The organism is Pasteuria ramosa (genome assembly GCF_056496785.1).
Genome location: NZ_CP143099.1, coordinates 182450 through 208069, shown reverse-complemented (window position 1 = coordinate 208069; position 25620 = coordinate 182450). Strand labels below are relative to the sequence as shown.

At 32.0% G+C, this 25620-nt stretch carries 26 protein-coding genes; 21 read left to right on the top strand and 5 right to left on the bottom strand.

Translation table 11 applies throughout. The annotated features are described in order from the left end of the window. The first annotated feature begins 1140 nt into the window (after positions 1-1140). From VS182_RS01010 to VS182_RS00955, 12 genes are all read left to right on the top strand, one after another. A complete protein-coding gene (locus VS182_RS01010) occupies positions 1141-2052 on the top strand; it encodes a DNA double-strand break repair nuclease NurA (RefSeq protein WP_479484694.1) in 912 nt (303 codons plus the stop codon). 724 nt (positions 2053-2776) lie between these two features. Next, positions 2777-3874: a helicase HerA domain-containing protein gene (locus VS182_RS01005; RefSeq protein WP_479484693.1), complete on the top strand. Its 1098-nt coding sequence runs from the start codon at positions 2777-2779 to the stop codon at positions 3872-3874. Positions 3875-4600: 726 nt separating this feature from the next. Further along, the gene (locus VS182_RS01000) at positions 4601-4723 is read left to right on the top strand and encodes a hypothetical protein (RefSeq protein WP_479492630.1); all 123 of its coding nucleotides are present in this window, start codon (positions 4601-4603) and stop codon (positions 4721-4723) included. 516 nt (positions 4724-5239) lie between these two features. Then, complete coding sequence (locus VS182_RS00995; protein ID WP_479492629.1) at positions 5240-5377, top strand: hypothetical protein; 138 nt, start codon at positions 5240-5242, stop codon at positions 5375-5377. Between the two features lie 57 nt (positions 5378-5434). Continuing rightward, a complete protein-coding gene (locus VS182_RS00990; RefSeq protein WP_479492628.1) occupies positions 5435-6178 on the top strand; it encodes an ATP-binding protein in 744 nt (247 codons plus the stop codon). 415 nt (positions 6179-6593) lie between these two features. Next, positions 6594-8168, top strand: a complete 1575-nt coding sequence (gene metG, locus VS182_RS00985; protein WP_479484691.1) for a methionine--tRNA ligase — start codon at positions 6594-6596, stop codon at positions 8166-8168. A gap of 194 nt (positions 8169-8362) precedes the next feature. Beyond that, complete coding sequence (gene lepB, locus VS182_RS00980) at positions 8363-8947, top strand: signal peptidase I (protein ID WP_479488751.1); 585 nt, start codon at positions 8363-8365, stop codon at positions 8945-8947. 41 nt (positions 8948-8988) lie between these two features. Then, positions 8989-9792 (top strand): TatD family hydrolase, encoded by an 804-nt coding sequence (locus VS182_RS00975; RefSeq protein ID WP_479484689.1) that lies wholly within the window; start codon positions 8989-8991, stop codon positions 9790-9792. Continuing rightward, positions 9770-10321 (top strand): ribonuclease M5, encoded by a 552-nt coding sequence (rnmV, locus tag VS182_RS00970; RefSeq protein ID WP_479492627.1) that lies wholly within the window; start codon positions 9770-9772, stop codon positions 10319-10321. Before VS182_RS00975 ends, rnmV begins: the two co-directional genes overlap by 23 nt. Next, complete coding sequence (gene rsmA / locus VS182_RS00965; RefSeq protein ID WP_479492626.1) at positions 10300-11199, top strand: 16S rRNA (adenine(1518)-N(6)/adenine(1519)-N(6))-dimethyltransferase RsmA; 900 nt, start codon at positions 10300-10302, stop codon at positions 11197-11199. Before rnmV ends, rsmA begins: the two co-directional genes overlap by 22 nt. Positions 11200-11276: 77 nt before the next feature. Further along, positions 11277-11567: a biofilm formation stimulator Veg gene (gene veg / locus VS182_RS00960; RefSeq protein WP_479484686.1), complete on the top strand. Its 291-nt coding sequence runs from the start codon at positions 11277-11279 to the stop codon at positions 11565-11567. Positions 11568-11972: 405 nt separating this feature from the next. Further along, a complete protein-coding gene (locus VS182_RS00955) occupies positions 11973-12401 on the top strand; it encodes a hypothetical protein (protein WP_479484685.1) in 429 nt (142 codons plus the stop codon). A 59-nt stretch (positions 12402-12460) separates the two neighbouring features. Here VS182_RS00955 and pckA read toward each other — a convergent pair whose 3' ends face one another. Then, positions 12461-14059 (bottom strand): phosphoenolpyruvate carboxykinase (ATP), encoded by a 1599-nt coding sequence (gene pckA / locus VS182_RS00950; RefSeq protein WP_479484684.1) that lies wholly within the window; start codon positions 14057-14059, stop codon positions 12461-12463. 339 nt (positions 14060-14398) lie between these two features. On the opposite strand from pckA, the gene VS182_RS00945 reads away from it, so the two are divergent. Further along, complete coding sequence (locus VS182_RS00945) at positions 14399-14947, top strand: S1 RNA-binding domain-containing protein (RefSeq protein WP_479492625.1); 549 nt, start codon at positions 14399-14401, stop codon at positions 14945-14947. Between the two features lie 24 nt (positions 14948-14971). Then, complete coding sequence (locus tag VS182_RS00940) at positions 14972-15346, top strand: hypothetical protein (RefSeq protein ID WP_479492624.1); 375 nt, start codon at positions 14972-14974, stop codon at positions 15344-15346. Positions 15347-15355: 9 nt separating this feature from the next. Here the strand turns inward: VS182_RS00940 and VS182_RS00935 are convergent, their stop codons facing one another. From VS182_RS00935 to VS182_RS00920, 4 genes are read right to left on the bottom strand one after another with little or no spacing between them, the layout of a single operon-like run. Beyond that, positions 15356-16225 carry a metal ABC transporter permease gene (locus VS182_RS00935; protein WP_479484682.1) on the bottom strand — a complete coding sequence of 290 codons (870 nt, stop codon included), beginning with the start codon at positions 16223-16225 and terminating at the stop codon, positions 15356-15358. Then, the gene (locus VS182_RS00930; protein ID WP_479484681.1) at positions 16225-17370 is read right to left on the bottom strand and encodes a metal ABC transporter permease; all 1146 of its coding nucleotides are present in this window, start codon (positions 17368-17370) and stop codon (positions 16225-16227) included. Before VS182_RS00930 ends, VS182_RS00935 begins: the two co-directional genes overlap by 1 nt. Before the next feature lie 19 nt (positions 17371-17389). Continuing rightward, positions 17390-18184 carry a metal ABC transporter ATP-binding protein gene (locus tag VS182_RS00925; RefSeq protein WP_479484680.1) on the bottom strand — a complete coding sequence of 265 codons (795 nt, stop codon included), beginning with the start codon at positions 18182-18184 and terminating at the stop codon, positions 17390-17392. Continuing rightward, positions 18181-19170: a metal ABC transporter solute-binding protein, Zn/Mn family gene (locus VS182_RS00920; protein ID WP_479488749.1), complete on the bottom strand. Its 990-nt coding sequence runs from the start codon at positions 19168-19170 to the stop codon at positions 18181-18183. Before VS182_RS00920 ends, VS182_RS00925 begins: the two co-directional genes overlap by 4 nt. Positions 19171-20732: 1562 nt before the next feature. Between VS182_RS00920 and spoIIIAA the strand changes: the two genes are divergently transcribed. From spoIIIAA to spoIIIAG, 7 genes are read left to right on the top strand one after another with little or no spacing between them, the layout of a single operon-like run. After that, positions 20733-21704 (top strand): stage III sporulation protein AA, encoded by a 972-nt coding sequence (spoIIIAA, locus tag VS182_RS00915; protein WP_479484678.1) that lies wholly within the window; start codon positions 20733-20735, stop codon positions 21702-21704. Then, complete coding sequence (locus tag VS182_RS00910; RefSeq protein WP_479484677.1) at positions 21698-22216, top strand: hypothetical protein; 519 nt, start codon at positions 21698-21700, stop codon at positions 22214-22216. Before spoIIIAA ends, VS182_RS00910 begins: the two co-directional genes overlap by 7 nt. Positions 22217-22235: 19 nt before the next feature. Beyond that, positions 22236-22442 (top strand): stage III sporulation protein AC, encoded by a 207-nt coding sequence (gene spoIIIAC, locus VS182_RS00905; protein WP_479484676.1) that lies wholly within the window; start codon positions 22236-22238, stop codon positions 22440-22442. A 53-nt stretch (positions 22443-22495) separates the two neighbouring features. Next, the gene (gene spoIIIAD, locus VS182_RS00900; RefSeq protein ID WP_479484675.1) at positions 22496-22891 is read left to right on the top strand and encodes a stage III sporulation protein AD; all 396 of its coding nucleotides are present in this window, start codon (positions 22496-22498) and stop codon (positions 22889-22891) included. Further along, complete coding sequence (gene spoIIIAE / locus VS182_RS00895; protein ID WP_479484674.1) at positions 22879-24315, top strand: stage III sporulation protein AE; 1437 nt, start codon at positions 22879-22881, stop codon at positions 24313-24315. The genes spoIIIAD and spoIIIAE overlap by 13 nt, the downstream gene beginning before the upstream one ends. Positions 24316-24344: 29 nt before the next feature. Beyond that, positions 24345-24989 (top strand): stage III sporulation protein AF, encoded by a 645-nt coding sequence (locus tag VS182_RS00890; RefSeq protein WP_479492623.1) that lies wholly within the window; start codon positions 24345-24347, stop codon positions 24987-24989. Next, positions 24989-25612 carry a stage III sporulation protein AG gene (spoIIIAG, locus tag VS182_RS00885; protein ID WP_479492622.1) on the top strand — a complete coding sequence of 208 codons (624 nt, stop codon included), beginning with the start codon at positions 24989-24991 and terminating at the stop codon, positions 25610-25612. The genes VS182_RS00890 and spoIIIAG overlap by 1 nt, the downstream gene beginning before the upstream one ends. Positions 25613-25620: the final 8 nt, after the last annotated feature.

Sequence of the window (25620 nt, the reverse complement as noted above, 5' to 3'; positions counted from 1 at the left end):
TAATTTTTTATGTATTAGAATGTTCGACTAACGAAGTATAGCTGAAGTTGTATTTAATATAGGTTTAATAATATTACCCTGAATGCATTTTTATTCCAGATCATAATTTATGGTGATCAGTTGCTTGCATAGTACTTTGAGTTAATGATGATATCCTCGTCCTTATGAAATACATTAAATCAAATATAATAGAAAATTTTTATTTTTTAAGGTCTATTAAATAGACATTCTTTGTTATTTGATTGGTTTTTATCCATAAAATATATTCGATGCACGTGATTAAGTAATATATGGTTTTTTTATAAAATCTAAGATGTTCCAAACTATGTAAATATCTTAACATTTTCTGATTTTTATTAGTAATTTTTTTCTATAAATGTAGTTTTTTATTAATTTTGCAAAATTGCAATAAATGAAAATTATTTTTATTAATAACCTATGTAATTGTTAGACATAAGTTCTTTAATCTTACTAATAAAATTTACATTAGATTTTATTAGTAAAAATAGACATAATTTTTATCTATTTTTAAGATATAATTTTTTATAAAAATATACACATATGATAATTAAATTAGGACTATTAAACGCTTTGCCGAAAAATAGCATTTGAGCCAATGGTGTAATCTATAGAATATTTCATTTTCCGGCTTTTTCTAAATAGATTTTAAATTATATGTTAAGTGATCTTGATTGGAAATATTAATATAGATGATTAGTAATGATATAGTTTAAACATAAAGATAGAAATTACCATAGTGTTTAGTTAATTCGATTATTTTCTTTACAGCAGTTTTTTTACAATCTCATAGTATACGGTATTTTATATGGTTGTATTGAAATATATGCATCTGTCAAGTTTGTTTTATAGCGATTTTTATATGCTTATTAATATAATTTAAAATGTCATTTAAAATTTTTAAATAGAATATTTCGTATTTTTTTTTGGCAGGGTTGAAAACGGGATTTTTATTTTTGGTTTGTATAATAATATATTATATACAAACCTTATTTTTGATTTAAATCTATTCATAGAAAAATTGAATTTGGAATTTTCCCATTATTTAAATTGGTATTTTTACAACTTTTATATTAAATTTAGTTTTCATTTATATTATATATTAGGGGTTATTCTAAGTTTATGATGTATACAAAAGGTTCGCTTTTAGAGAAATTACAAACCATAAACCAAAAGTTAAATCTTTTAGATGACCGTATCCATATGTTTGGTATGCGTGATCGTTTAATGAAGGAGGGGGCTTTATTTTCACTTGTAAGAAGTGATATCCAGGATGTTGTTTGTCAAAATACACTTTGTGTAGCGGTTGATGGATCAGTAAATTATATTTCTGGCGCTTTAGGGAATAAGCTTTTCTTTTTCCGTGTCCTAGCTCAAGCTACGGATGGTCGTGAGATATGGCTTGAAGATGTTAAACTGAGCGGTTTGACATTAGATGATGAGCAAATTGTACCTCAATTACATTTGTTGACGATGGAGCTAGAGGTTGCTAAAGCCGCTCTTAAAAAATGGTCTCCTCATACGATGATTATGGATGGTACGCTTTTATATTTTAAGGAAAATGATGTGTTATCCTTTTCTGAATTATGCCATATCGCTTATGATCAAAATACTTTATTAGTAGGTGTGGGAGAAGAAATAGCAACGAAAAAATTAGGTCTTTTATGGTCTGATTTATATGATTTAGCTGATAGATTTTTATTTTACGGTGTTTTGCGTCAAAATGAAGGTTGGGATTTTCCGCGCAAAATTACAGATGACTTGCTATGGCGTGTTATGGTTCGGTGGTCTCTTTCGCCGCAGCCTATCGTTGTAGATGGTTTATGGTCCCAAGTTGCTGATAGACAAAAATTATTAGATCTTTTATTGCACCTCGTACCTATACAGGGTAGAGGTATACCGTATTGGTTAGATATTGTCGATAAACGTGTGCGTCTAACCGACTCTATGGTTAAAACTTTTTTTAGTAATGGTATTGATCCAAAAATCCAGCATCGGTTTTGGCATGCTAAAAGATTGTATCGTCATCTTTAATTACTGTACATGCAAAAAAACAAAAAATGTAAATTATTAATAAAAAAAGAAAATATTATTTTATTTACAAATTTTACAATATGTTATATTTTAAGATTTTGCAAATGAAAATAGATATTCCTCAAGCCCCTGTGCAAAATGTAAGTTTTATAATAAACATAACAGGGGGATAAAGGGCTTGTTCAATAATGCTAATATGTCCTGATTAGTGCAGATTATTGGTATTAATTTTTAATTTTATAAAAAATCTTAAAATTAACAACGAAGATGCCTTTTATATATTTTTTAATAAATATAAATACTAATATTTTAATTATTTTAATATTAATAATTTAGGATCAAAATACATATTTTTTATTAATAGTTCTAAGTTTATGCTAAAAATAAGTTCATATCAAATCATTTTATATCTTTCTAATAATGTATTTATGCACAAGTCCGCCAAATAAAAAATTCTTATAATTTATATATATTAGCTAGGTGTATTTAATATAATTTTATTTTTTATAAATATAAAAATGGGCAATGAAAACTATCATCAAGATCACTAAAACCAAAATATTAGCTCTTTTTATTTTAATAATATTGATTTAATTTAAAAATAAAAAAAGTCATTATTATAGCTTTTAATACTTTTTATTATGTTCTTAAACGCTCCTTGTATTGGTTTTTGTACAAGCTGATAGTGTGTTAAAATTATGATATAGGAGGAGGGATATAATAAGTGCAAGTTGTTGGTATAACTACACCCCGCGAAATTTATGTTGTGTCTAGAGATTATCGTTTTCATATGCAGGAACTATTACTTATCCTAGATGATAATTTATTTAATCCTTGCGGTGAAGTTGTAGAAGCTTTTTCGCAAAATTCACTTTTGCCGATGGATTGGGAGAAACCTATTGTTGATAAACAAGTTTTAGATGCTCTATCATACTTAGGGTATGATATGGCAGCTGAAGAAGTCCATATCGCAAAAGTGCGTTTGCTAACAGAAGCTTCTCAGTCGGTTCGTACTGGATGTGAAGTGCGCCATCCTACTTTTGCGGAGATTTCATCTTTTTTACCTTTGGCATCACCTACTAAAGGGATGATTTTAGGAGAAGTTAAAGGGACGTCATTTTTAGCAGAGACATTGCCTCGGGAATTAAGTAATCTTTTAGTTACGAAAGATTCTAAAGGATATATTCAAAAACAATCAGGTATACCTTTTATTTTTGATCCTAGTACATTAGCTCAATATCCCCACGTTGGTATTTTTGGTGGATCTGGTTCAGGTAAATCATTTGCTTCACGTGTTGTAATGGAAGAGCTTATGAAACTAGTTATTCCGACAATTGTATTGGATCCTCATTTTGAAATGTCTTTTGCTACTTCCTCGGATATAGATACAGAGCTTAATTTTGACTCACGATACGTACATCTATCTGTAGGTAAAGACGTTGGTATTTCTTTTGACGCTTTGACATCAGGTGAATTATCGCAACTTCTACAATCTGCAGGAGGATCAGTATCGGAGGCTATGATCAGCGGGGTTCAATCTTTGCACCGTAAAGGTGATAGTTTTACATCTTTTTCTGATCGCCTGTCCAATTTAATTCAAGCAATGGAAGAGGGAAAGCTTAGTTTAGAAAAAGCAATGAAAAGTAATGATCAAATTGTTGTTGCGAGAGCGCGTGATCTTTATAACTTGTTGCAACAGCACAGCTCAGTACCTTTAGCATCACTACACGGTATCAATTGGCGCCTTCAGAGATTAGATAGGGGAGCGACGCGGTTTTCTATAAGTTGGATAAACGAAAAGAGACCTCTTTTAGCTTCATAAAAATATATATGAAAGAGGAACTTGACTAAGAATTATTAAGAAAAAGCAATAAATGATAATGAAGTAATAAATGATAATAAAAAAATATATAAATGTTTTTTCTTAATTACCATTATACCTACTTATGTGATCATTTATCATATTTTAATTCTAATAAATATATATTTCATAAGAAGCTAGGTTATATATGGAACGATAAGGTATCTAGGGCGAGGATTTTATATATAAAATTATAATTGACAAAGAGATCGTGTTAAGGGTTGTTTTTTTTATGAGCAGAATGACATCGATTACGTTCCCTTTTCGGAAAGATGTTGCACAAAATGTGTGTTAATTCTGACAACTCAGAGTCTCCGCCTACGGATATTTAGGACGTTATTTTAGTTAGGAACGCGGAAAACCTAAATTTTGGGTGAGAGTAAGGATCATGTAACCTAGGACAACATTGAAAAATGTTAAAGGAATAGGTTCTTAGCTACGATATATGGTATGTAGTTTTACGCCGTATGAAACGAAGGTGCGACACGTTTCTGGATAAGTTTTTAAAACGAAACCAGACGGAGGATATTATATTTTTTTGATATATTAAGTATTTTTTTATCATATCATTTATCTTTTCGAACTAAATGCCCGATATAGCTTATATTTAAGCTTTCCTTGATATTCCTGCTTATGTAATAATGTTTTTCATAAGAAGCCAGGTTAGATGCTTTTGTAATTGTTAAAATGAAAAAAGTATGTAGGGCCGAAAAAATACTTAAGGCGAGGATGCCGTTAGTTTATATAATGGTCGACAAAGGAATGGGTGTACGGGTTTGGTTAGTTATGTTTGAGTACGAATTTCGTTAAGGAAAAACATTAGCTTTGATTAGCTATCCAAACTGCCAATCTATAGTTCCCGCCTATTAGGATTAAGGATGGCGAGGGTATTTGGAACGTGTGAAGTTGACATAACATCATCATTAATTTATATTTATGAATATTAACACTATGAGATTTTTGGTATAATATTTGCATTATTTTTGACCTCGTATTTTTGCGGATATCTATATAAAATAATTTAAAAATTGCGAAATTAATAAATAAAGTAAATTAGGATAAATAAGGTTGATAAATCTCATAGAGTAGATAGAATCTACTTATTTTAGAATCATTATAATCCATAAAGATGGTAATATGAAAATATTATAATAAATTTATAACAAACGATGGATTTATAAAAAGTGATGAATTTATAAAAAAACAATAAATATTTTTTAGATGATGTTATTTAGATGAGAGCAGAAATTGTTATCCCTAAGAAGTTGTAGAAATATAGCTGAGGGATGAATTTCTTGTTTGTAAGGTGATGTTCCCTTTTTTCTTTTGTTTATTTTTGCTACCTTTTGTTTGCTGAATTGTTGTTTTTATCCCCTTATAAACATAACGCCTGGTGCGATGAAAGTTGCATGCCTGGTGTTAGTTGTTAGTTTTTTAACTATCATAGTTTCTTGTACGGTGTAGGGACATTTTTGTCCATCAGGTTTATTTCAAGGTAATATTGAGCCGATTATTGATGGGTTGAAGCAATGTCAATTAGTGGTGTTGCAGGGGAGTATTTGGTTGTTGCAGGTTTTTGCTTCATATCTTATTGGGATGCTTTACAATAAAAGACGTGAATATCAGGATACGAAATGTGAAGAGTTGTTTTTCCCGCCTTTTGTAATTATTACTGATGAAGCGCATCGTTTTGCGCCTAAAGGTTGGGATTCGCCTTCTAAGTCTGCTCTTAAGGAAGTTTCTCAGGAAGGTCGTAAGTATGGTGTATTTCTTGTTTTAGCTACACAAAGGCCTACATTACTTGATGAAACGATTACGGCTCAGTTAAATACAAAATTTGTTTTTCGTACGGTGCGTGGAAGTGATATAGCTACCTTGCGTGAAGAGACAGATTTAACAGCTGAAGAGGGTCGGCGTTTGCCTTATCTTCGATCAGGAGATTCTTTTGTATCTTCTTCTGTTATTGGTCGTACGGTAGCTATACGTGTTCGTTGTGCTTATACGAATTCGCCCCATAGTTCAGATCCGTTTTCAGAATTACGTCAACATCGCCAAAAAGTTGATAGCGATTTTTTGGATCGTCTATTACCTTTATTGCCTCTTAAAGAGGTTGATTTATTGGCTGCTTTACAGAGCTTAAATCCTTCTTCTAGTGTCCAGAGTATGATGAAAAAGTTAGATCAGTTTACGATAGATGGTTATTTAGAAAAACAAGAAGGACTTTTTGGTGGTATATATCATTTATCGAAAAAAAATAAAGCTTAAAAAAACAACCAAGTACGATGTTGGAAAATAAAGTGTAAAAAAATAATAACCAATTATGGCTTTTAAAAATAATCCTAAAAAATATTTTATGATCGATGGTGAATGATTATTTTCAACTTGCATACCACTGCCAAAAGATGGTACAATGACTAGAGATTTGTATCATGTGATTTTTGTAATTTTAGAGCTATTTTATTTTTCAAGTTTGTTTTATGGTAATTTTTGTAGATAATAATGATGGAAAATACTATTTGAAATCTAATATTTGATTAATATATATAACAGTTATTTAAAACAGTTATTTAAAAAATATAGTTTTTTTGCCCGGCCAGCCGAAAAGAGGGGCAAACATTTTATCCCCCATCATTTGTTGCTGCTTAAGGCAATGTTTAGACTAATAGATGGGGGTATTTTTTTGTTAAACGAGGTTCGAAAAAAAGGCAATTATTATATTACAACGCCTATTTATTACCCTAATGACCAGTTACATATAGGTCATGCCTATACGACGGTTGCTGGTGATGTGTTAGCTAGATATAAACGTGCGCAAGGGTATGATGTTTTTTATTTAACCGGTACCGATGAGCATGGTCAAAAGATAGCTAAGCAAGCCGCTTCTGTTAATAAAAGTTCACAAGCGTTTGTAGATCATATGGTAGATGGTATAAAAGAAACATGGTCATTATTAAATATTAATTATACTGATTTTATTCGTACAACACAGGAAAGACATAAGTCAGTTGTACAAGATGTTTTTGCTTATTTAAAGCAAAAGGGGGATATTTACCTTAGTTCTTATGAAGGTAGATATTGTACTTATTGTGAGTCTTTTTTTCCAGATCGTGAAGGCAGGGAAGTTTGTTGTCCTGATTGTCATCGTGAGGGAGATTTTATTAGTGAGCCTAGCTATTTTTTTAGGTTAACAAAATATGAGCAACGATTACGGGATTTCTATGAACAGCATCCGTCTTTTTTACGACCCCAAAAACGTCTTAATGAGATGGTAAATAATTTTTTGAATCCCGGTTTAACTGATTTAAGTGTTTCGCGAATTGCTATTTCTTGGGGTGTATCGGTTCCGGGTGATTCTGAGCATGTCGTTTATGTATGGCTAGATGCTTTGTTAAATTACCTTAGCGTCTTTGGTTATCAGACTGATGGATCTAAAGATATAAAATATTGGCCTCCGGATGTTCAGTTAGTAGGTAAAGATATTGCGCGTTTTCATGCTGTTTATTGGCCTATTTTTCTGATGGCGCTTGATTTGCCTTTACCAAAGATGATTTTTGCGCATGGTTTTTTTGAAGTTTCTGGTGAGAAAATGTCTAAATCAAAAGGTAATGTTATAAGACCTGATTTTATGGTAAAGCGTTATGGATGTGATCCTTTGCGTTATTATTTGCTAAAAGAGGTACCTTTTGGTGAAGATGGAGTTTTTTCTTTACAGCGGTTTCTGACGCGTATTAATACGGATCTGGCGAATGATTTAGGTAATTTGTTTCATCGTACGATGACTATGGTTGATCGATATTTTTCTAGTGTATCCCCTGAATTTTCTTTTGCTTTGGATGAAGATATGTGCTTGAGAGCTGAGGAAACTACTTATTCTGTAGAAAAAGCGTTTGATAGTTTGCGATTTTCTTTTGCTTTGACTGCTATTTGGGATTTTATACGTTGTGCTAATCGTTATATAGATACACAGCAACCTTGGAATCAAGCTAAGATGGAAGATCCAGAATTAATTAAATGTACACTATTAACGCTTTTAGCTGTTTTAGTACGCGTGAGTGTTTTATTACATCCTGTGATGCCGCAAACATCTATAGAAATGCGTAGGCGTTTAGGATTTAATAGCCCAATTTCTTGGCAGGAAGCTAAATATTTTAATCCACCTGCACCAGGGACGTTCTTGATTAAAGGTGATCCTCTTTTTCCCCGTTTAAATCTAGAAGAGGAAATAGCTGATTTAGAACATTTTTTTCATCATTAAAGGTTTTTAAATTAATTACAGCCCTTTTATAGAAATTTTTTTCTTTTATTAATTGTATAAATCATTTAAGTCGACTAGGCTTTTTTGTTTTTTGGATATAATAATACTATGCTTTTTCATTTCATATCCTGTTGTCTTAAAATGAATTTTTCAATTTATGAAGGTCAAATTTGGTTTTCGGGGGAACCTCTATAATGTCGAAGGGTTTTTTGGAAAAAAAATTTTTAAAAGATTTTTTTTATGTCTTTATTTTTGCTTCTGTTCTTTCTACTTTATTACGTTGTTTTGTTATAGGGTCATATGATGTTGAAGGGCAGTCTATGTTTCCTTCTTTTAATGGTAATGAAAAGGTTTTAGTCAATTATGCGTATAATTGGTTTTCTTCACTTTCTCGTGGAGATGTTGTTGTGTTGGAACCGCCAGGTCCTGGGGGGATTGTTACAGAAGAACAGAAGGAAAAAATGAGTTTTTTTCAAAGGACTTTTAATCCCAAAGAATTTTATATCAAAAGGGTTATTGGTATACCTGGAGATCATATTTTAATTTCTGGTAGAGAGGTTTATGTTAATGGATCTCGTTTAAACGAGGAATATACTAATCCATCGCTTAGTAATCAGTTTTTTCCCGAATACGTTGTTCCTGACGATTGTTATTTTGTTATGGGCGATAATCGTGATTTTAGTACAGATAGTCGTGTCTTTGGACCTGTACCTAAAAAGAATATTTCCGGGCCGGTTTTTTTGATTTTTTGGCCATTGAGTAGTATGCGGTTTCTTTAATTGATTGGTTACCAAAGTTTTTTGAAGGTGATTATTTGGAAATGTTGTTTGATAGTCATGCCCATATCTCAAGTAGTAGGTTTGATATTGATAGGGATGACGTGATTTCTCGTTTTCGTGAGCAAGGATTACTAGGTTGGTTAGAAGTTGGTTATTGTCGTAAAACAATTCCTAAGGCTTTGCTTTTAAGCCGTGCGCATAGTGGCTGCTATGCTGCTTTAGGTTTTCATCCATGTGAAGTAGATCGTTTTCATGAACAAGATCTTTTGTGGTTGAAAGAACAGCTTTTGAAGCCAAGAGTAGTGGCGCTTGGTGAGATAGGTTTGGATGTTAAGGCTAAAGCTTCAATGGATGTACAAGAGGCTTGGTTTCGGAATCAATTGTCTTTAGCTTTGGAGCTTAAGTTACCTGTTGTTATCCATTGTCGAGGTGCTTATGATCGTTTATTATCTATCTTGCGTTCAATGTATATATCGGATGTGAGCGGTGTTTTACATTGTTTTGGAGGTAGTATTGACAATTTATTGTTTGCTTTAGATATGGGTTTTAAGATCGGGTTAGGCGGTGTTATAACTTTTAAGAATGCCGTCGAAGTTCATAAAATGGTTAAAGCTGTTCCTTTGGCATCTGTTTTAATTGAAACAGATGCTCCATACTTAGCGCCTCATCCATATCGTGGTAAACGAAATGAACCAAGTTATTTGCCTTTGGTGGTTCGTTCTTTAGCCCAGTTACAGAAGATAGATGTAGAAGATGTATGTAGGCAAACTTTGCAAAATGCCAAGGATTTATTTCTTATTTTTAATAAGGAGGGGGATGGTAATGAAAAGACCTGTTATAAGTGAGATTGTGGTAGTTGAAGGTGTTAGTGATGCAGAGGCTGTGCGTCGAGCTGTGCATGCTGATGTTTTAGTGGTTCATGGGATGCATATTAGTCAGCGTATCATGACGTCAATTTTAAGGGCTCACAAGATGCGCGGTATAATTATTTTTACTGATCCTGATCATGCAGGTCAGATGATTCGAAAAAAGATAGCTAGTTTAGTTCCTGATGCTAAGCATGCCTATATAGCTAAAGAAGCCGCTATGTTTGGCGCTAAAGTAGGTGTGGAATATGCATCTAAGGATGATATTTGTAATTCTTTGCTTAAGATTCGCACAGTTACTTCTTCGATTAAAACATCTGATTTGGACTGGCAATATTATCATGAATTGGGTTTTGTGGGATCATCTTGTGCGAAAGAATTACGTAAAAGGGTAGCGGATATTCTTAAAATTGGCTATGGTAATGCCAAACAATTTTACCGTCAATTAACAACCTTGTGTGTAACTGAGGAAGAATTGTTAGGTGCATGGCAAAAAGCCAACACATGACAACAGATGCTCTTTTAGAATATTCTTTAGCTAAAAGGACGCAATTTTTAGCTAAAAAGTATGATTTGCAACCTAGAAAATCTTTGGGTCAAAATTTTCTTATTCAAGGAAATGTGGCTCATGATATTGTTGCTTCTTCATTGTTAGATGATAAGTCATATATTTTAGAAATCGGACCAGGTATGGGTGCTTTAACGACTATCTTGGCGAAACGGGCTTTTAAGGTGGTTGCGGTTGAAAGAGATCGACGCTTAATCCCACCTTTAACCGAAATTTTAGCTGATGTTCCGAATGTACATTTAATACATGAAGATGCTTTGGTGGTTGATTTCGCTGAACTTTTTACATCGTTTGCTCCAGCAACGACACCATGGTTGGGTGTAGCTAATTTACCTTACCGTGTTGCTGGGGCATTGTTAGTCAAGATGTTGCAGGTGCATAATCTCAAAACGTTGGTGTTGATGCTCCAACAAGAAGTTGCTCACCGTTTATTGGCTCCACCGGGTTGCAAATCTTATGGAGCACTTACGATTTTTGTACAAAGATTTGCTTCTGTTTCCAAAGTTATGGGACAAGTTAATCCTGGAAATTTTTGGCCTAAGCCTAATGTTTTGTCAACGGTGCTAAAATTACAACGTCGTACTAAACCGCTTTTTGAACATAAAGATGAAAAATGGGTAGAGAAGGTTATTAAGGCTGTTTTTTCCCAAAGAAGAAAGCAGCTCCTTAATTCTTTAGCCCCTGTTTTTCCTCATGTAGGACAGGCTGATTTAGTCCACATATGTACAAAAGCTGAGATTGATGTAAGGAAAAGAGCAGAAGAATTAGATATATGTGCTTGGGGCAGACTATTAACGATAGCTTATGAGTTTTGCTAATTAGCATATTTTATCGTTTTAGGTGCTTGTAACAGGTTGTTAACAAATCCGCTAAATAAGTGAGGTGGATCAAGACCGTGGGAAAGCACACACTATCGGATATAAAGCTAACTTTAGATGGTTACGTAGGTCGTAAAATTCGTTTAAAGGCCAATAGTGGTCGTCGTAAAACAATTGAAAGGACAGGTGTTTTAGAAGAGACCTATCCTTCTGTTTTTGTTATTAAATTAGATGAAGATCATAATTCTTTTAATCGTGTATCTTATAGTTATGCTGATGTCCTAACATCATCTGTAGAACTAACACTTTATGATAATGAAGAGGGCAGCAATACTTTTCCTATGCTAGTTATGAAAACTTCAGGTTAGTTTATAACAGTGGGTATGGGGTATTAATAAGTCTTTATATAATATATAAAGGTATCCCTATGCCTTTGATTTATTTTTTGTTTATTTATTTCATCATTATTTTTCTTAATATTATATTTATTTCATCATTATTTTTCTTAATATTATATTTATTTCATCATTATTTTTCTTAATATTGTATTTATTATATTTATTTCATCATTATTTTTCTTAATATTGTATTTATTATTTATATTATTTAAATAAAAAATAACAAATTCACCCCTTATTATAAGGATAGGATTTGTTATTTTTTATTTAAACAAAAATTTCCTATATACATATATAGCATAAGTTTGTATACTAGTAATTAATAATAATATTTATTAATATCTAATTATCTTTGATAGAAGGTGAATATAAATTATGACAGCTTATTGTTGCGGTGCTTGTATGACCGTCATCGAGGGTAAATTAGAGCAACAAGGGATATATTTTAGTTCTATCCCTATGTTATCATGTCCATCTTGTTTTAAAATAGAGTTACATCCTTTAGTTAAAGAAATTTTGATCCAGATTTGTAATGGTGAGATTAGTGAAGAAGAAGCTGACAAAGATATAAAAAATATTTTAAATGATGATATGATACACCTATGGTCTTTACGAGGCGTCATTTTTGATGAAGCTCACGATGAGGTTGATTTACTGAAAGCACAAATTGATCGATCACTTGAGTTGTTAAAAATCGCTAGTAAATGTAAGGATGTTCAGTGGGTTACAGAAGTGAATATGCGTCTTCATATTTTGGCCAAAAATTTGCGTCAAAAGAATAGGCGTATTAATGCGAATAATTAAAATTAACAAACTTTTAAAATTTCGATAGATATATATTTTTTATCTAAAATACCCCGCTTTTAATTTAGCGGGGGACCTGCTTGAAGAATATCTTTTGCTAGATCTGGGAATTTTTTAGACATATGTTTATGAAAGCGGTCTACAAGCATTTTGGCCTGCTTTTGATACATATCGCTATCTGACCATGTTTTTTCTGGTTGTAAAACATCAGCGGGTACACCTGGACATTCAAGAGGTACTTGCAGGTTAAAAAATTCATTTTGCGTATAAGATACATTTTCTAGCAATCCATCTACAGCAGCTCTGATCATTTGGCGCGTATTTTCTAGACATATACGTTTTCCTGTTTTATAATCGCCACCAGACCAACCTGTGTTAACAAGATAAATATTTGTATTATGTTTATTAATTTTTTCGCCTAATAAGTCGGCATATACACTTGCTTTTTGTGGTAGGAAAGGTGCTCCAAAGCATGAAGAAAAGACACATTCGGGTGCTTTAACATCTTTTTCAGTACCTGCTAATTTACTAGTGTAACCTGCTAAGAAGTAATACATTGCCTGTTGTTTGTTTAACTTAGCGATAGGTGGTAAGACACCAAAAGCATCTGCTGTTAAGAATAAAATGGTTTTAGTGTGGTCCCCTATACTTGGTATTAAACTATTTGGGATATGTTTTAAGGGATACGCAGCTCGTGTATTTTCGGTAATAGAGCTATCGTCATACATAGGGCGATTTTTAACATCTAAAACAACATTTTCTAAAACAGAGCCAAAACGAATAGCTCGATAAATTTGAGGTTGTTCTTTTTCTGTAAGTTTAATGCATTTTGCATAACAACCACCTTCAAAGTTAAAAATACCGTTTTCTGACCAGCCGTGTTCATCATCACCGATTAATTTTCCATGCGGGTTAGCTGATAGTGTGGTTTTACCTGTACCAGATAGACCAAAAAATAGTGCGACATTACCTTGTTCATTTTTATTGGCAGAACAGTGCATAGGTAATACTGATAAAGAGGGTAAAATATAATTCATAACCGTGAAGGCTGCTTTTTTCATTTCACCCGCATACCTGGTTCCTGAAATGAGTATGGTACGATTATGGAAACTAATAGCAATTACGGTTGAAGACTTTGTTTGTGCGGCTTTAGCATTTATTTTTAAATTAGGTGCAGATATGATAGTAAATGGTTTTAAACGTGGATCTTGCTTTGTACGATCTGACCTAGCAGATTCTTTATTGATAAATAAGCACTTGGCGAATAATTGATGCCAAGCTAATTCAGTGAATACACGAATTGGGATAGCGTAGTTTGTATCAGCTCCTACCCATCCTTCGTCGTAAAATAAATCCTTGTCGCTTAAATAATGTTCAAATTGTTGCAGAAGATTTTCAAAATTAGCTTCTGTTAGAGGTTTATTAATATTTCCCCAGTCGACTTTATCAGCTGTCTCGGTATCATTAACGATATACCTGTTATCAACACTACGTCCTGTAAAAGAACCGGTTTCCACGCTAAAAGCTCCGGTGGATGATAATTGACCTTCATTCCCAGCTAAAGCAGCCTCGATTAATTTTGCAGAAGACATACCTTTGTAGATAAATCTACCTAATTGTATTGTTTTCCCGGCCGCTGTTTTAATAGTGTTAATCATTAACCTGCCTCACCTTCGGTTTGCAAAAAAATTTGCTGTTGTGTACAAAAATCTCTCGCACTTTATCCTACGAGAATTGGGCTAATAATGCAAGAAATGTCAAAAGCCAAGTTTTGTATTATTGTACAAAGTTGCTTAAGATGATGATATTATTTTTGACAGTTTACATGTTATGTACTATATCGTACAATGAGATGAGGGTTTTTTAGTTTATTTAGGTTTATATTGAAAAGTTTAATTTTTATATATTTTTTAGAAATGCTTGCGTCTTATGGCGTGAAATTAGATTATTGTTTTTCATTAATTATAAGGAAAGGACGAAGCTACAAGAGGTCGGTATTGTTTAAAATAATTTTTTTAGCATATACCGTTGCTTATTGTAGCGAAGTTTCCATGAGTGAGTTGAAAGAAGAGTCTGTTTTACGTGGTAAAGTTGTTTCTATTAAGCCATTTGGCGCTTTTATTGAGCTTCTTGCACCTAAAAAAACAGATTTCGACAGTAAAATAGTTGCCCCAGAGAAGAATCATCTGTTTGGCAAGACAGGTTTGGTCCATATTTCTGAGATTTCAACATCCTATGTAGAGAGTGTTAAGGATGCTCTTTGTATCGGGATGGAGGTTAGTGTTAAGGTTTTATCAATTGATGATTCAGGACGCATTTCTCTTTCGATGAAAGCATTACAAAAAAAGGAAAAGCCTGAAGTTGCTGAGCGGAACGATTACAACAGGTCTGAACGTAGTAATAATAACCACAGCAATCGTCGCAATAATAGTAGTAGACAACGAAGACCGATACGTAATGATTTTGAGGGTATGATGCGACAATTTCTCAAAAATAGCGAAGAACACCAACGTGTTCTTGCAGCTAAGCAGAAACGTAATCGTTAATAAAGTTATCATATAAAGTAGATTATGTTATGTGCTCTTACTCAGAGCACATTTTTATTTTTAAAAAAGAAAAAAGAAAAAAGAAAAAAGAAAAAAGAAAAAAGAAAAAAGAAAAAAGAAAAAAGAAAAAAGAAAAAAGAAAAAAGAAAAAAGAAAAAAGAAAAAAGAAAAAAGAAAAAAGAAAAAAGAAAAAAGAAAAAAGAAAAAAGAAAAAAGAAAAAAGAAAAAAGAAAAAAGAAAAAAGAAAAAAGAAAAAAGAAAAAAGAAAAAAGAAAAAAGAAAAAAGAAAAAAGAAAAAAGAAAAAAGAAAAAAGAAAAAAGAAAAAAGAAAAAAGAAAAAAGAAAAAAGAAAAAAGAAAAAAGAAAAAAGAAAAAAGAAAAAAACCTGTTGTTTTTTAACAGGTTTTTTTATGTTGTTAATTTATTTTTTTTGTTCATTTTTAAAATTAAACCATAATGTGGGGAAAAAATAAAAGCTAACATAAAGCAAAAACCAGATACCATGGACATAGCACCTGATATGGATGCGTTTATTTGGCTTGCAATTACATATCCGATGACTGCGCTTATAATGCCTACCCATACACTTAATAAGAGCATTGTTGAGAATTTACGTGTTAGCAGGTAAGCTGTTGCGGCTGGTATGATGAGCATTGATATTACTAAAACTGCACCTACACTTTCGAAGGCAGACACTGTTGTTAGAGAAACCATGCCTACAATTGTATGGTGTATTAGTGCTACAGGTAGTCCTAAAGCTGTAGCTATTAATGGATCAAAAGTACTTACTTTAAGTGGTCGATAAAAACATGAAATGATGATGATGTTTATTAATAATACACAGGACATTATAACAAATGTTCTTGGCATTTCGATCGATCCAATTAGCCAAGTATCTAGTGGAACGTAAGCTATTTCACCAAATAAAACACAATCGATGTCTAAGTCAATTTGATTAGCAAACTGGCTGATTAAGAGAATCCCTAAAGCAAACAAAGATGTGAAAGTTACACTAATTGCGGCATCATTTTGGACACCTTTTTTATTTAAAAACTCAATAATGAAGCTTGTTAACCACCCACATACGATTGCTCCTATAAACATGGCGGTTAATGAACTTTTGCCACAAATTAAATATGCGGTTACAATACCTAATAAAATTGTGTGACTAATAGCATCGCCTAACATTGCCATATTGCGCAATAAAAGAAAACATCCCATTAGCCCACATGCTGCAGCTACGGTTGATCCTGTTAAAAGGATCCATATATGGTCCATCATTGATTTAACCCCTTCCCATGATATGGTATGGGTTCAAGATTTGACGTCATATGTTTGTGGTCTTGCCAGATATTTTCATATTTTTGCTTAAATTCTTTAGTTATCGATACCGATGTTGTATTGTTATCTTTAATTAGGCAAAGCAAGCCTTTTTTAGTGAAGTTCTGAATGTATGGTATGAAAATTGGATTTTGTTCGATTAATGCTTGATAATTTATGATGCCATCTTTTGCCATGTTAAAAATTATTTTTACTAAATGCTCAGTGATAATTTGTTTTTTAACACGAGCATTTTGAATTGATTGGGCAATTATGCCTGTTTTTGGTGCAAATATAAAAGAGATGAAGAAGAAGAATGATGCCGATAATATAACTGATGGACCTGTAGGTATATTTAAACCCATGGCACTTACAATTGTGCCAATAGCACCAGATATTGTACCAAAGATAGCTGATATACAGATCATTGTTTTTAAATCACTTACCCAATGCCTAGCTGCCGCCGCAGGGATAATTAATAAAGAGGCAATTAAAATAATCCCTACTGTTGATATGCCCGCGATAACTGTTAGCGTTGTTATAGCAAGTAAAATACCGTCTAATTTGTTTGTAGAGAAGCCGATACTTTGGGCGAAATTAAAATCAAAACACAGTAATTTTAATTCTTTGAAGCTTATGAAAATGACTAATAAAATTAAAATAGCTATTGTGGAAATGATTTTTAAATCTTTTTCTATAATAGCCGCAGCCTGGCCAAATAAGAAATTATTCAAACCGCTTTGTTGGGCATTTTCGGTATTTTGAATCATGGTAAGCAATAGACTACCTATACCAAAGAAAATAGATAATACAATTGCTAAGGTACTATCTTGATGCAACGGCGTATGTTTCGATATAAAGTATATTAAAAAAGCTGCACAACCAGCAGTGACCATAGCCCCTAACATAAAAGGTATGATTTCTTTGCTAGTTGTTATAAGGAAAGCAAGACAAATACCCGGTAATGTTGAATGAGCCAGAACATCGCCCACAAGTCCGCGTTTTCGCAGGAAGACAAATGTTCCTAGACTTCCACAACATAGACCGAGGAGAGAAGTACCAAGTAATACCCACCAAAAATTAGGGAGTATGCTTAGAGACATTAAAGATCACTCCTGGAGTTTAGACTATTTTTTGCTTAGGCATGCTGGCGAAAGAATGACCATAAGCTTTTTCTAAGTTTTGATGATCTAAAACGTCAGCTGATTTTCCACAAGCAATTAGATTGACGTTTAGGAGGATAATTTGATCAAAATAATCCATGGCTGTTTGCAAATTATGATGGACAATGATGACTGTTTTATTATCATCACGTAGATCTTTTAAAACATTAATAATTGCTTTTTCTGTTGTTGCATCTACACCAGCAAAAGGTTCGTCCATCAGATATAGGTCAGCATTTTGTGCTAATGATCTAGCTAAAAAGACTCTTTGTTGTTGCCCGCCTGATAATTGTTGTAGCGGTCTTTTAGCTAAATTGGTCATCTGAACCTTTTCTAAACATTCATAGGCGATTTGCTTGTCTCTTTCGCTAGGACGTTTAAACCAACCACAGTGGCCATATCTTCCCATAAGTACGACGTCAAGCACATTAGTTGGGAAGTTCCAGTTTACACTTTCTTTTTGAGGTACATAGCTTATTTTTTTGCGATTTTGGCTGTATTTTTGACCAAATACTTTTATTTGTCCATTGGATGTATTTGCTAGACCAACGATAGCTTTAAGTAACGTTGATTTACCGGCACCATTAGGACCAAAAATACCTGTTAAGCTACCTTTGGATATTTTTAATGAGATGTTATTTAAGACTATTTTATTTTTATAATTAATACAAACATTTCTTAAATCTAAAGGACATGTGTCCTTTAGATTTTTAGTTTCTTCAAAAAGATTACTTATCGATAGATTTTTAATCATTTTTTAAGCTCCTTTGCGATTAAGTTTAAATTCGTACGCATCATACCTTCATACGTTCCGGCTTCTGAGGAAGGTTCATCGAGTGAATCAGCATGGATGGTTGGATATGTTAAATTAACATACTTGCCTTTTGCTGTTACACCCTGGACAATTGATTGTACAGCATTATCTGAAACCCCTTTTTCACAGAATACAGAAGGTATTTTGTTCTCAATGATGATATTGATAACACGATTTATATCACTAATCCCAAACTCACTTGCAGTGTTAATGCTTTTCAAACTGACTGTTTTAAGGCCATATTTTTCTAAATATGAAAAAGCATCATGAGTTGTAATGAGAATTCTTTTCGTTTTTGGTATCGATTCTATTATTTGGGAAATTTCTTCTTTCAAGGCATTTAGATTTTTTAAATAAGCATCTTTTCTTTGACTAAAATATTCTGTGAGTTCAGGAAGTTTTTTTATTAGCGCTTCATATACAGTTAAGGCTGCTTGTTTATGCAAATCAGGATCATGCCAAACATGAGGATCGTAGGCACCATCTGTCATAATAAGTGATTCTTTTGGTAAAGATTCACCGATATTTATAACTGTTTTACCCTTTTTAGTTGTTTTATCAAAAATTTCTGGTAGTTTAGCTTCTAAATTTAAACCGTGATAGACAATGAAAGAAGCATTTTTAATCTTTTTCAGATCATCCGGTTTAGCTTTATATAGATGAGGATCAATACCTGCTCCCATCAAACTTTCTACTTTTACATGTTCACCACCGATATCTTCGATGAGATCTTTGAGAATATTTGTGGTTGCTGTTATTGATAATTTATTATCATTATTTAAAGAAGCAGTGGTTTCAGAAGATGATTTATCTAAATTAAATAACCATAAACCTAAACCAGCAAACAAAAAAAGCGAAAATATTAAACTTATATACACAATGGGGTTAAGGAGTTTTGCTTTTATCGAGATCAAAAAACTTTTCATGAAGAAAACTCCTCTTAAACATATATTTATTTTTTAACTTTTAATTTTTACTTGTATCCATCACTTGATAATATTGGGAAAACCTTGCCGCTGTTCTCATTATAGTGAGAATCGTTCTCGATTGTCAATATTAAAACAACTTTTTTTGTTAAATTAAGCTTATTTCAGTCAAATAAGGTGCTGTATTGGCCGAAATTGCTCTTCATTTATTTTTTACTTACATACTAAATTAAGAAGGTTATTTTCATGACAATAGGATTTTTTATAAAAAATGATTTTAATATAATGAATTTTCCTAATATCAATAGTAATGATCATTTTTGCACTTAAATTCCAACGGTGTTCTTTTTATAGCATAAAAAAGACAAATTTCTTTTACTTTTATTTTGCCTTATTTTCCCAAGATTCTTTTATGTATTTAATTTAGACTTTTTACAAAACTGAAACACTATAGAAATCTTAGTAGGAAAAACACACAAATTGTCCTAAAAAATATAAGATGATTTTTCAATTTAATTTACCTAAATATACCTTTATTTCCAAATCATATATTTAAGTATTAAACGTTCTTGGTCATCTAATATAGCCCATTACGAAACATTATTTCTCTTTATTTTTATTTTTAAAATTTTACAAAAAAAATAAAATTAAAAAATAATACCTTATATAAATATATCTCTATCTCTAGATACATATAAACATTGAGGTTAATTTAGGTTTTATTTATGTTAATCTTTTTAATCTTCTTAATATAGAAATCGTATATTCTATGAATGTTTTTAAATTTATGCTTAAAAATTAGTTTTCATAAAATTTTTTTATTCATTCATTGAATTTTTAAATTTAAATTGCGATTTATATATATTAAAAATCGAAAGATAGGATTAAATAAATATATATAAACTTAAAAATATATAATTAAATATAGGATATACAAAATATAATTATCAAATTCTGATAAATATATAATATTATAGATTTAATTTAAACAAAAAATAGTTATTATCATTGCTTTTAGGGCATTAAATTAGGTTCTGAAACGCTCTTTATTGTTTTTGGATAATCCCATAGAATGAATTTACCTATTTTTTTGCAAGTACAGAGAACATAAAAAAATAAAATTAAATGAATAAACCATCTTTTTTAATTTTTGATACTTTACTTGTTTTTCAATAATTATGGTAACGATTTTTGTATTTAAATAACATAAGCAATCAGTTGACTTGTCCATAAATATTAATATAGCCGATTAGTAATGGTTTAATTTAAACACAAAAATAGCCATTATCATCGCTTTTAGGGCATTAAATTAGGTTCTTAAACACTCTTTATTGGACAAGCTCATGATTTGAATTAATCTCATACACAATATTTAATGACCAAGCTTATTTATTATCATTTTATGAAATTCTAATAAAAAAGAATTATTAGGTCTTGGAGATGATAGTAAGATTTTTCTTTTTTTGTTTTTTCTTTTTTTGTTTTTTCTTTTTTTGTTTTTTCTTTTTCTAATTTGGACATGTTGTGGACCTTAGTTTCGTAGATATTAGAGTGTATACCAATTGGATGGTGAAGCTATGCTACCAGATACAGTTGCTGCTGTATTACCTAATTCCTTAAAAGTTCCTTTAGAAAAGGTTGTCATGGATGAAACTTTGGAGGAAATTCGTATTCGTGTAGCTAGGCCTTTAGAAATTGTGACGTCGCATCGTTTTTATTTTGTGACGCCAAATGGTTTTTTGGTACAAGAGATACAGGATGCTATTTTTCCGACTGAAAGCGATGCGCATGTTTTGTTAAGTCGTTTAAGTAAATATTCTATTTATGCTTTTGAGGATGAGTTGAGAAATGGTTTTTTAACCTTGTTAGGTGGTCATCGTGTAGGTTTAGTGGGACGTATGGTTATGACGCAGGAGAGTGACTATCGTTTGCAGGAAATAACCGGTTTCAATATTAGGATTGCTAGATCTTGTCCAGATTGTGCGAAATTTTTATTGACGCATTTTTTACTTTCTAATGGCAAAATTCACAATACTCTTTTAATTTCTGCTCCTCAAGCAGGTAAGACAACGATCTTACGTGATCTTGTGCGTTTATTGAGCTATGGAGGATATGATTGGCGTGCACATAAAGTTTGTATTGTGGATGAAAGATCTGAGTTAGCCGGTTGTTTTGCTGGGTTGCCTCAATATGATGTGGGTCCTAGAACGGATGTTTTAGATCGTTGTCCTAAATTAGTTGGTTTAATGATGCTCATTAGATCTATGTCGCCAGAAATATTGGTTTTAGATGAAATAGGTAATATGTTAGAATCTTATGCTTTGCAAGAAGCGGCTTTTGCAGGTGTAAATATTTTGGCAACTGCTCATGCTACTTCTTATCATGAAGCATTTAAAAGACCATCTCTAAATTTTCTTTTAAAAGAAAATCTATTTGATAAAATTGTTTTTTTAAGTAGAAAAGAAGGACCCGGGACAATTGAGGCTGTTTATGATCAAAAAGGCCAAGTTATGTGGAGGCGACCTCCTTGTTGAAAATTATTGGTATGATACTGATTATTCTAGCTACAGCGAATATTGGTTGGCAGATATCACATAGATTAGAAGAATATCCACGACGTTTAAGGGCTTGGTGTTCTGCATTGGCCATTTTGCAAACAGAGATATCATACGGTAGGCGACCTTTAGCTGATGCTTTTTTAGCTGCTTCATCAAGAATTGGTAAACCAGTTGCTTATATTTTAGAATCTTGTGCTAACTTTTTACTAATGGGCAAAGTCGAAAATGTCCAACAAGCCTTTCAAGCGACTTTAATTTTAAAGAAAGAACAAATTTCACTTAATAATGTTGAGCAGACAATACTCATACGCCTTTTTAGTAATTTAGGATTATCTGCTATTAATGAGCAACAAAGGCATCTTTCTTTAGCTCAAGAACATTTGCGTTTTGAAGAGGCAAAGGCAAATACTTTGTTTATGAAAACAGGTCGTGTATATCGTATGATGGGTTTTTTATTTGGTATATTATTATCATTATTTTTAATATAATTTTTGGAAGGGGATTAATATGCCAAACCATTTAGATAATGTTTTTCAAATAGCTGGTATAGGTATTGTTGTGGCAATGATTCATACTATATTACGTCAGATGGGGAAGGAAGATTTTGCGCATTGGGTAACCTTAGTTGGTTTTGGGGTAGTGTTGTTTATGGTAGCTATGTTAATTCAAGAATTGTTCCAAACAATAAAAAATGTTTTTCTACTTAATATTTAATGCGATATTATTACATATACCCTTCCGACAAACAAGTAGTGGGGGCCAAAAATTTGGATATTATGCAAGTTGTTGGTATTTCGCTGATTGCTACTTTTCTGGCAGTTTTGTTGAAAGAACACAAGCCTATTTTTGCGCTTTTATTAATTGTTTTTGTTGGTATATCGATTTTTTTATTTCTCTCAGAAAAGATAAATATTGTGATAAATGCTCTCCAAAATCTGGTACAACATGCTAAAATTGATTATCATTTAGTAACACCTATTTTAAAAATCATTGGTATTGCATATATAGCTGAGTTTGGAGCACAAATTGCGCGAGATGCTGACCAAGAAACCTTAGCTAGTAAAGTGGAACTGGCAGGAAAGGTTTTAATTTTATGGCTAGCTATTCCCATCTTACTTTTAATTATCGAAACGGTTTTGAGGGTTTTGCCGTGGCAAAAATAACTTTTATTGATGAGAGAAGATATAGTTATAAATATATATTCAATGATAATCATACAAAATATACCGAATATAAAGAAAATAAGGAAGTTAATATAAATAAAGCAAATAAAAAAAATAACTTAGATAATTATATTTTTTTATATTTATTTATATTCTTTATATCATTATTTAACTATAATGTTAACATAACTTTTGGTAATAATCTCAATTTAGAGCAAGCTAATAATTTTTTTCCAAATCAAGACCAAGGATCTGATTATAATGTTTTTAAAGATGAATTTACGAGTTCTTATGAAAAAACAAATCATCCTGAACAAGGAAATTCGGGAACACTAATAAATTGGATAAATGAGCAACTTAGCAACTTGTCTACAGGACCACTAACAGATATTTGGTCTAAATTACGCCAGACATATCAACCTTATTTTAATGAACAATTATCATCTGATCCTTTAAAGCCATGGTTACCAGGAGGTGATTTTTGGAGTTGGTCTTCGCTTGTAAATGCCTTTTATAATTTTTTTATGCAAGAAATTACAAATAGTTGGTCTTTATTGGGTACCTTAGTTATGCTCACTGTTTTAAGCATGATTCTAAGTGCTCTTCAAGCTTCTTTTTTGAAACCAACAGTTAGTAAAGTTGCTGATGCAGTTATTATCATGTCGCTATTATGGTTAGTTATTCATAGTTTTCGTTGGGCTTCTTCGGCAGCTATTAGTGCTATGGAGCAGATGTCACAGTTTTTGCTAGCAATGTTACCTGTCTTATTTACATTGCTTGCTTCATTAGGCCATTTTGGTTCAGTTACCCTTTTTCATCCACTTATTGTTTCATTAATCCAAGCTATTAGTTTTGGTGTACAACATTTTGTAATGCCACTATTATTTTTTGCTGCTATTCTTTATGTTTTAAGTTCTTTTTCCCATTATTATTCACTTAACCAATTAGCTAATTTATTACATCGGATAAGTATGTTTGCCCTGGGAACCATGCTAACGATTTTTTTAGCTACACTAACACTCCAGGGTGGTGTAGTAGCGATGGCAGATGGTGTTGTTTTAAGGACAGCTAAATATATGACAGGAAATTTTGTTCCAGTTGTTGGTCAGACCATAGCAGAAGCTGTTGATACTGTCGCCGGTGCATCTATGTTAGTAAAGAATGCTATCGGGTTAGCTGGTGTGACCGTAATCTTATTTTTGTGTGTTTTTCCTGCTTTGAAAATTGCGGCTATTTCACTTCTTTATACAGCTGCATCTGCTTTGTTACAACCTATGGGTAACAGTCCTATTATTGATAGTTTGGCATATGTAGGAAAGTTATTGTTACACGTATTTGCTGCTTTAGCTACAGTAGGCCTAATGTTTTTTTTATCTATCACCATTTTATTAGCTGCTAGTAATATGTCACTTTTTTTGAGATAAATATTAGCAAAGAATGGGGATAATTTACCATGGCTAGCTTTAGTACAGGCATTCAGCAAATTATTCTTTTAGTTTTAATAGCAACTTTTGTACATTTTCTTTTACCAAATTCTAATTTAGAACGCTATGCGAGATTAGTTATAGGTTTGACAATTGTATTAGCTATTTTAAACTGGCTGCTAGGTTTTTTGGGATATAATCCATTAGGTTTATTTGATATTAAAAAATGGGAGGTAGAGGATCAAAAAAAAAATATACCTTTTCAATCATCTCATAAGAATATTGTGCATAAACAAACAGCAGATGTTCTAGCTAAAATGATTTCTAGACATCTTGAGGTTCGTTTTCCCATCAAAGTGACATTATCAAATGTTAAATGGGATTCAAATGCTAAAATAGCTACTTCAGCTATCATATTTTTTCATCATAAAACGCCAGATCACGATAGAACAGAGGAGGTGCAACCGGTGGATCCGATTTCTCCTGTTAAGGTAGATATAGATAGTTATGAAAGTGACAAACAGAAGACTGGCCATGAAGATGTTTTGGTAGATAATAATGATAATTCACAACAATTATTAATTCAGAATATTAAGCAAACAACGTCTAAGTTATTAAACATTGATATATCTAATGTTAATGTAACCTTAGATATTGAAGGGAGTTTAAAATAATGAAAATCCCTTCTTTTTGGAAACGTTTAGAAGAAAAATTGACAGAATATATAGGAGGGAAAAAACAACAGCGACGTTTGTTTTACATGTTGTTTTTTGGTTGCTTAGGTGTTGGTTTATTATTATTCTCTACTTTTATACAAAAAAATGATAGCCGAGGCATAGAAGATCCTCCTTCTGTACCTTTTCCTGTTCAAAAAATTGATTATAAAGCAGATCCGATGCTTTTTTATGAGCAACAGTATGAACAATCTTTAAGAAATGTTTTAGAAAAAGTTGTTGGTATCGAAAATGTTTCCATCGTTGTGAATTTAGATTCCACAATTGAAGATGTTGTACAAGTCGATGTACGTGATTCTGAACAAGTAACAACTGAAGTTGATCAACGAGGTGGGAATAGATCAATTACGCAGCACCATAGAGATAAAAAGACAGCTTATATTAAAACAAAAGATGGTGAACAGCCAGTTGTTATTAAAAGAATGAAACCAAAAGTAAGAGGTGTTTTTATTGTAGCTAAAGGTGTGGATAAATTATCTTTAAAAGCTCTTGTAATTGAATCTGTACAGCGTACATTAGAAGTCCCTGCACATAGGATAGCTGTTTTACCAAGAGATCCTTAAATATGAAT

Bases quoted from the DNA above. Each gene is read 5' to 3' on its own strand.
- spoIIIAG (WP_479492622.1), top strand. From the start codon at position 24,989: ATGAAAATCCCTTCTTTTTGGAAACGTTTAGAAGAAAAATTGACAGAA.
- VS182_RS00955 (WP_479484685.1), top strand. From the start codon at position 11,973: ATGACAGCTTATTGTTGCGGTGCTTGTATGACCGTCATCGAGGGTAAA.
- VS182_RS00930 (WP_479484681.1), bottom strand. From the start codon at position 17,370: ATGTCTCTAAGCATACTCCCTAATTTTTGGTGGGTATTACTTGGTACT.
- VS182_RS00890 (WP_479492623.1), top strand. From the start codon at position 24,345: ATGGCTAGCTTTAGTACAGGCATTCAGCAAATTATTCTTTTAGTTTTA.
- rsmA (WP_479492626.1), top strand. From the start codon at position 10,300: ATGGCAAAAAGCCAACACATGACAACAGATGCTCTTTTAGAATATTCT.
- VS182_RS00935 (WP_479484682.1), bottom strand. From the start codon at position 16,225: ATGGACCATATATGGATCCTTTTAACAGGATCAACCGTAGCTGCAGCA.
- VS182_RS00920 (WP_479488749.1), bottom strand. From the start codon at position 19,170: ATGAAAAGTTTTTTGATCTCGATAAAAGCAAAACTCCTTAACCCCATT.
- VS182_RS00975 (WP_479484689.1), top strand. From the start codon at position 8,989: ATGTTGTTTGATAGTCATGCCCATATCTCAAGTAGTAGGTTTGATATT.
- VS182_RS01010 (WP_479484694.1), top strand. From the start codon at position 1,141: ATGATGTATACAAAAGGTTCGCTTTTAGAGAAATTACAAACCATAAAC.
- VS182_RS00925 (WP_479484680.1), bottom strand. From the start codon at position 18,184: ATGATTAAAAATCTATCGATAAGTAATCTTTTTGAAGAAACTAAAAAT.
- VS182_RS00940 (WP_479492624.1), top strand. From the start codon at position 14,972: ATGTTATGTGCTCTTACTCAGAGCACATTTTTATTTTTAAAAAAGAAA.
- rnmV (WP_479492627.1), top strand. From the start codon at position 9,770: ATGAAAAGACCTGTTATAAGTGAGATTGTGGTAGTTGAAGGTGTTAGT.
- pckA (WP_479484684.1), bottom strand. From the start codon at position 14,059: ATGATTAACACTATTAAAACAGCGGCCGGGAAAACAATACAATTAGGT.
- VS182_RS01000 (WP_479492630.1), top strand. From the start codon at position 4,601: ATGAAAAAAGTATGTAGGGCCGAAAAAATACTTAAGGCGAGGATGCCG.
- spoIIIAC (WP_479484676.1), top strand. From the start codon at position 22,236: ATGCCAAACCATTTAGATAATGTTTTTCAAATAGCTGGTATAGGTATT.
- lepB (WP_479488751.1), top strand. From the start codon at position 8,363: ATGTCGAAGGGTTTTTTGGAAAAAAAATTTTTAAAAGATTTTTTTTAT.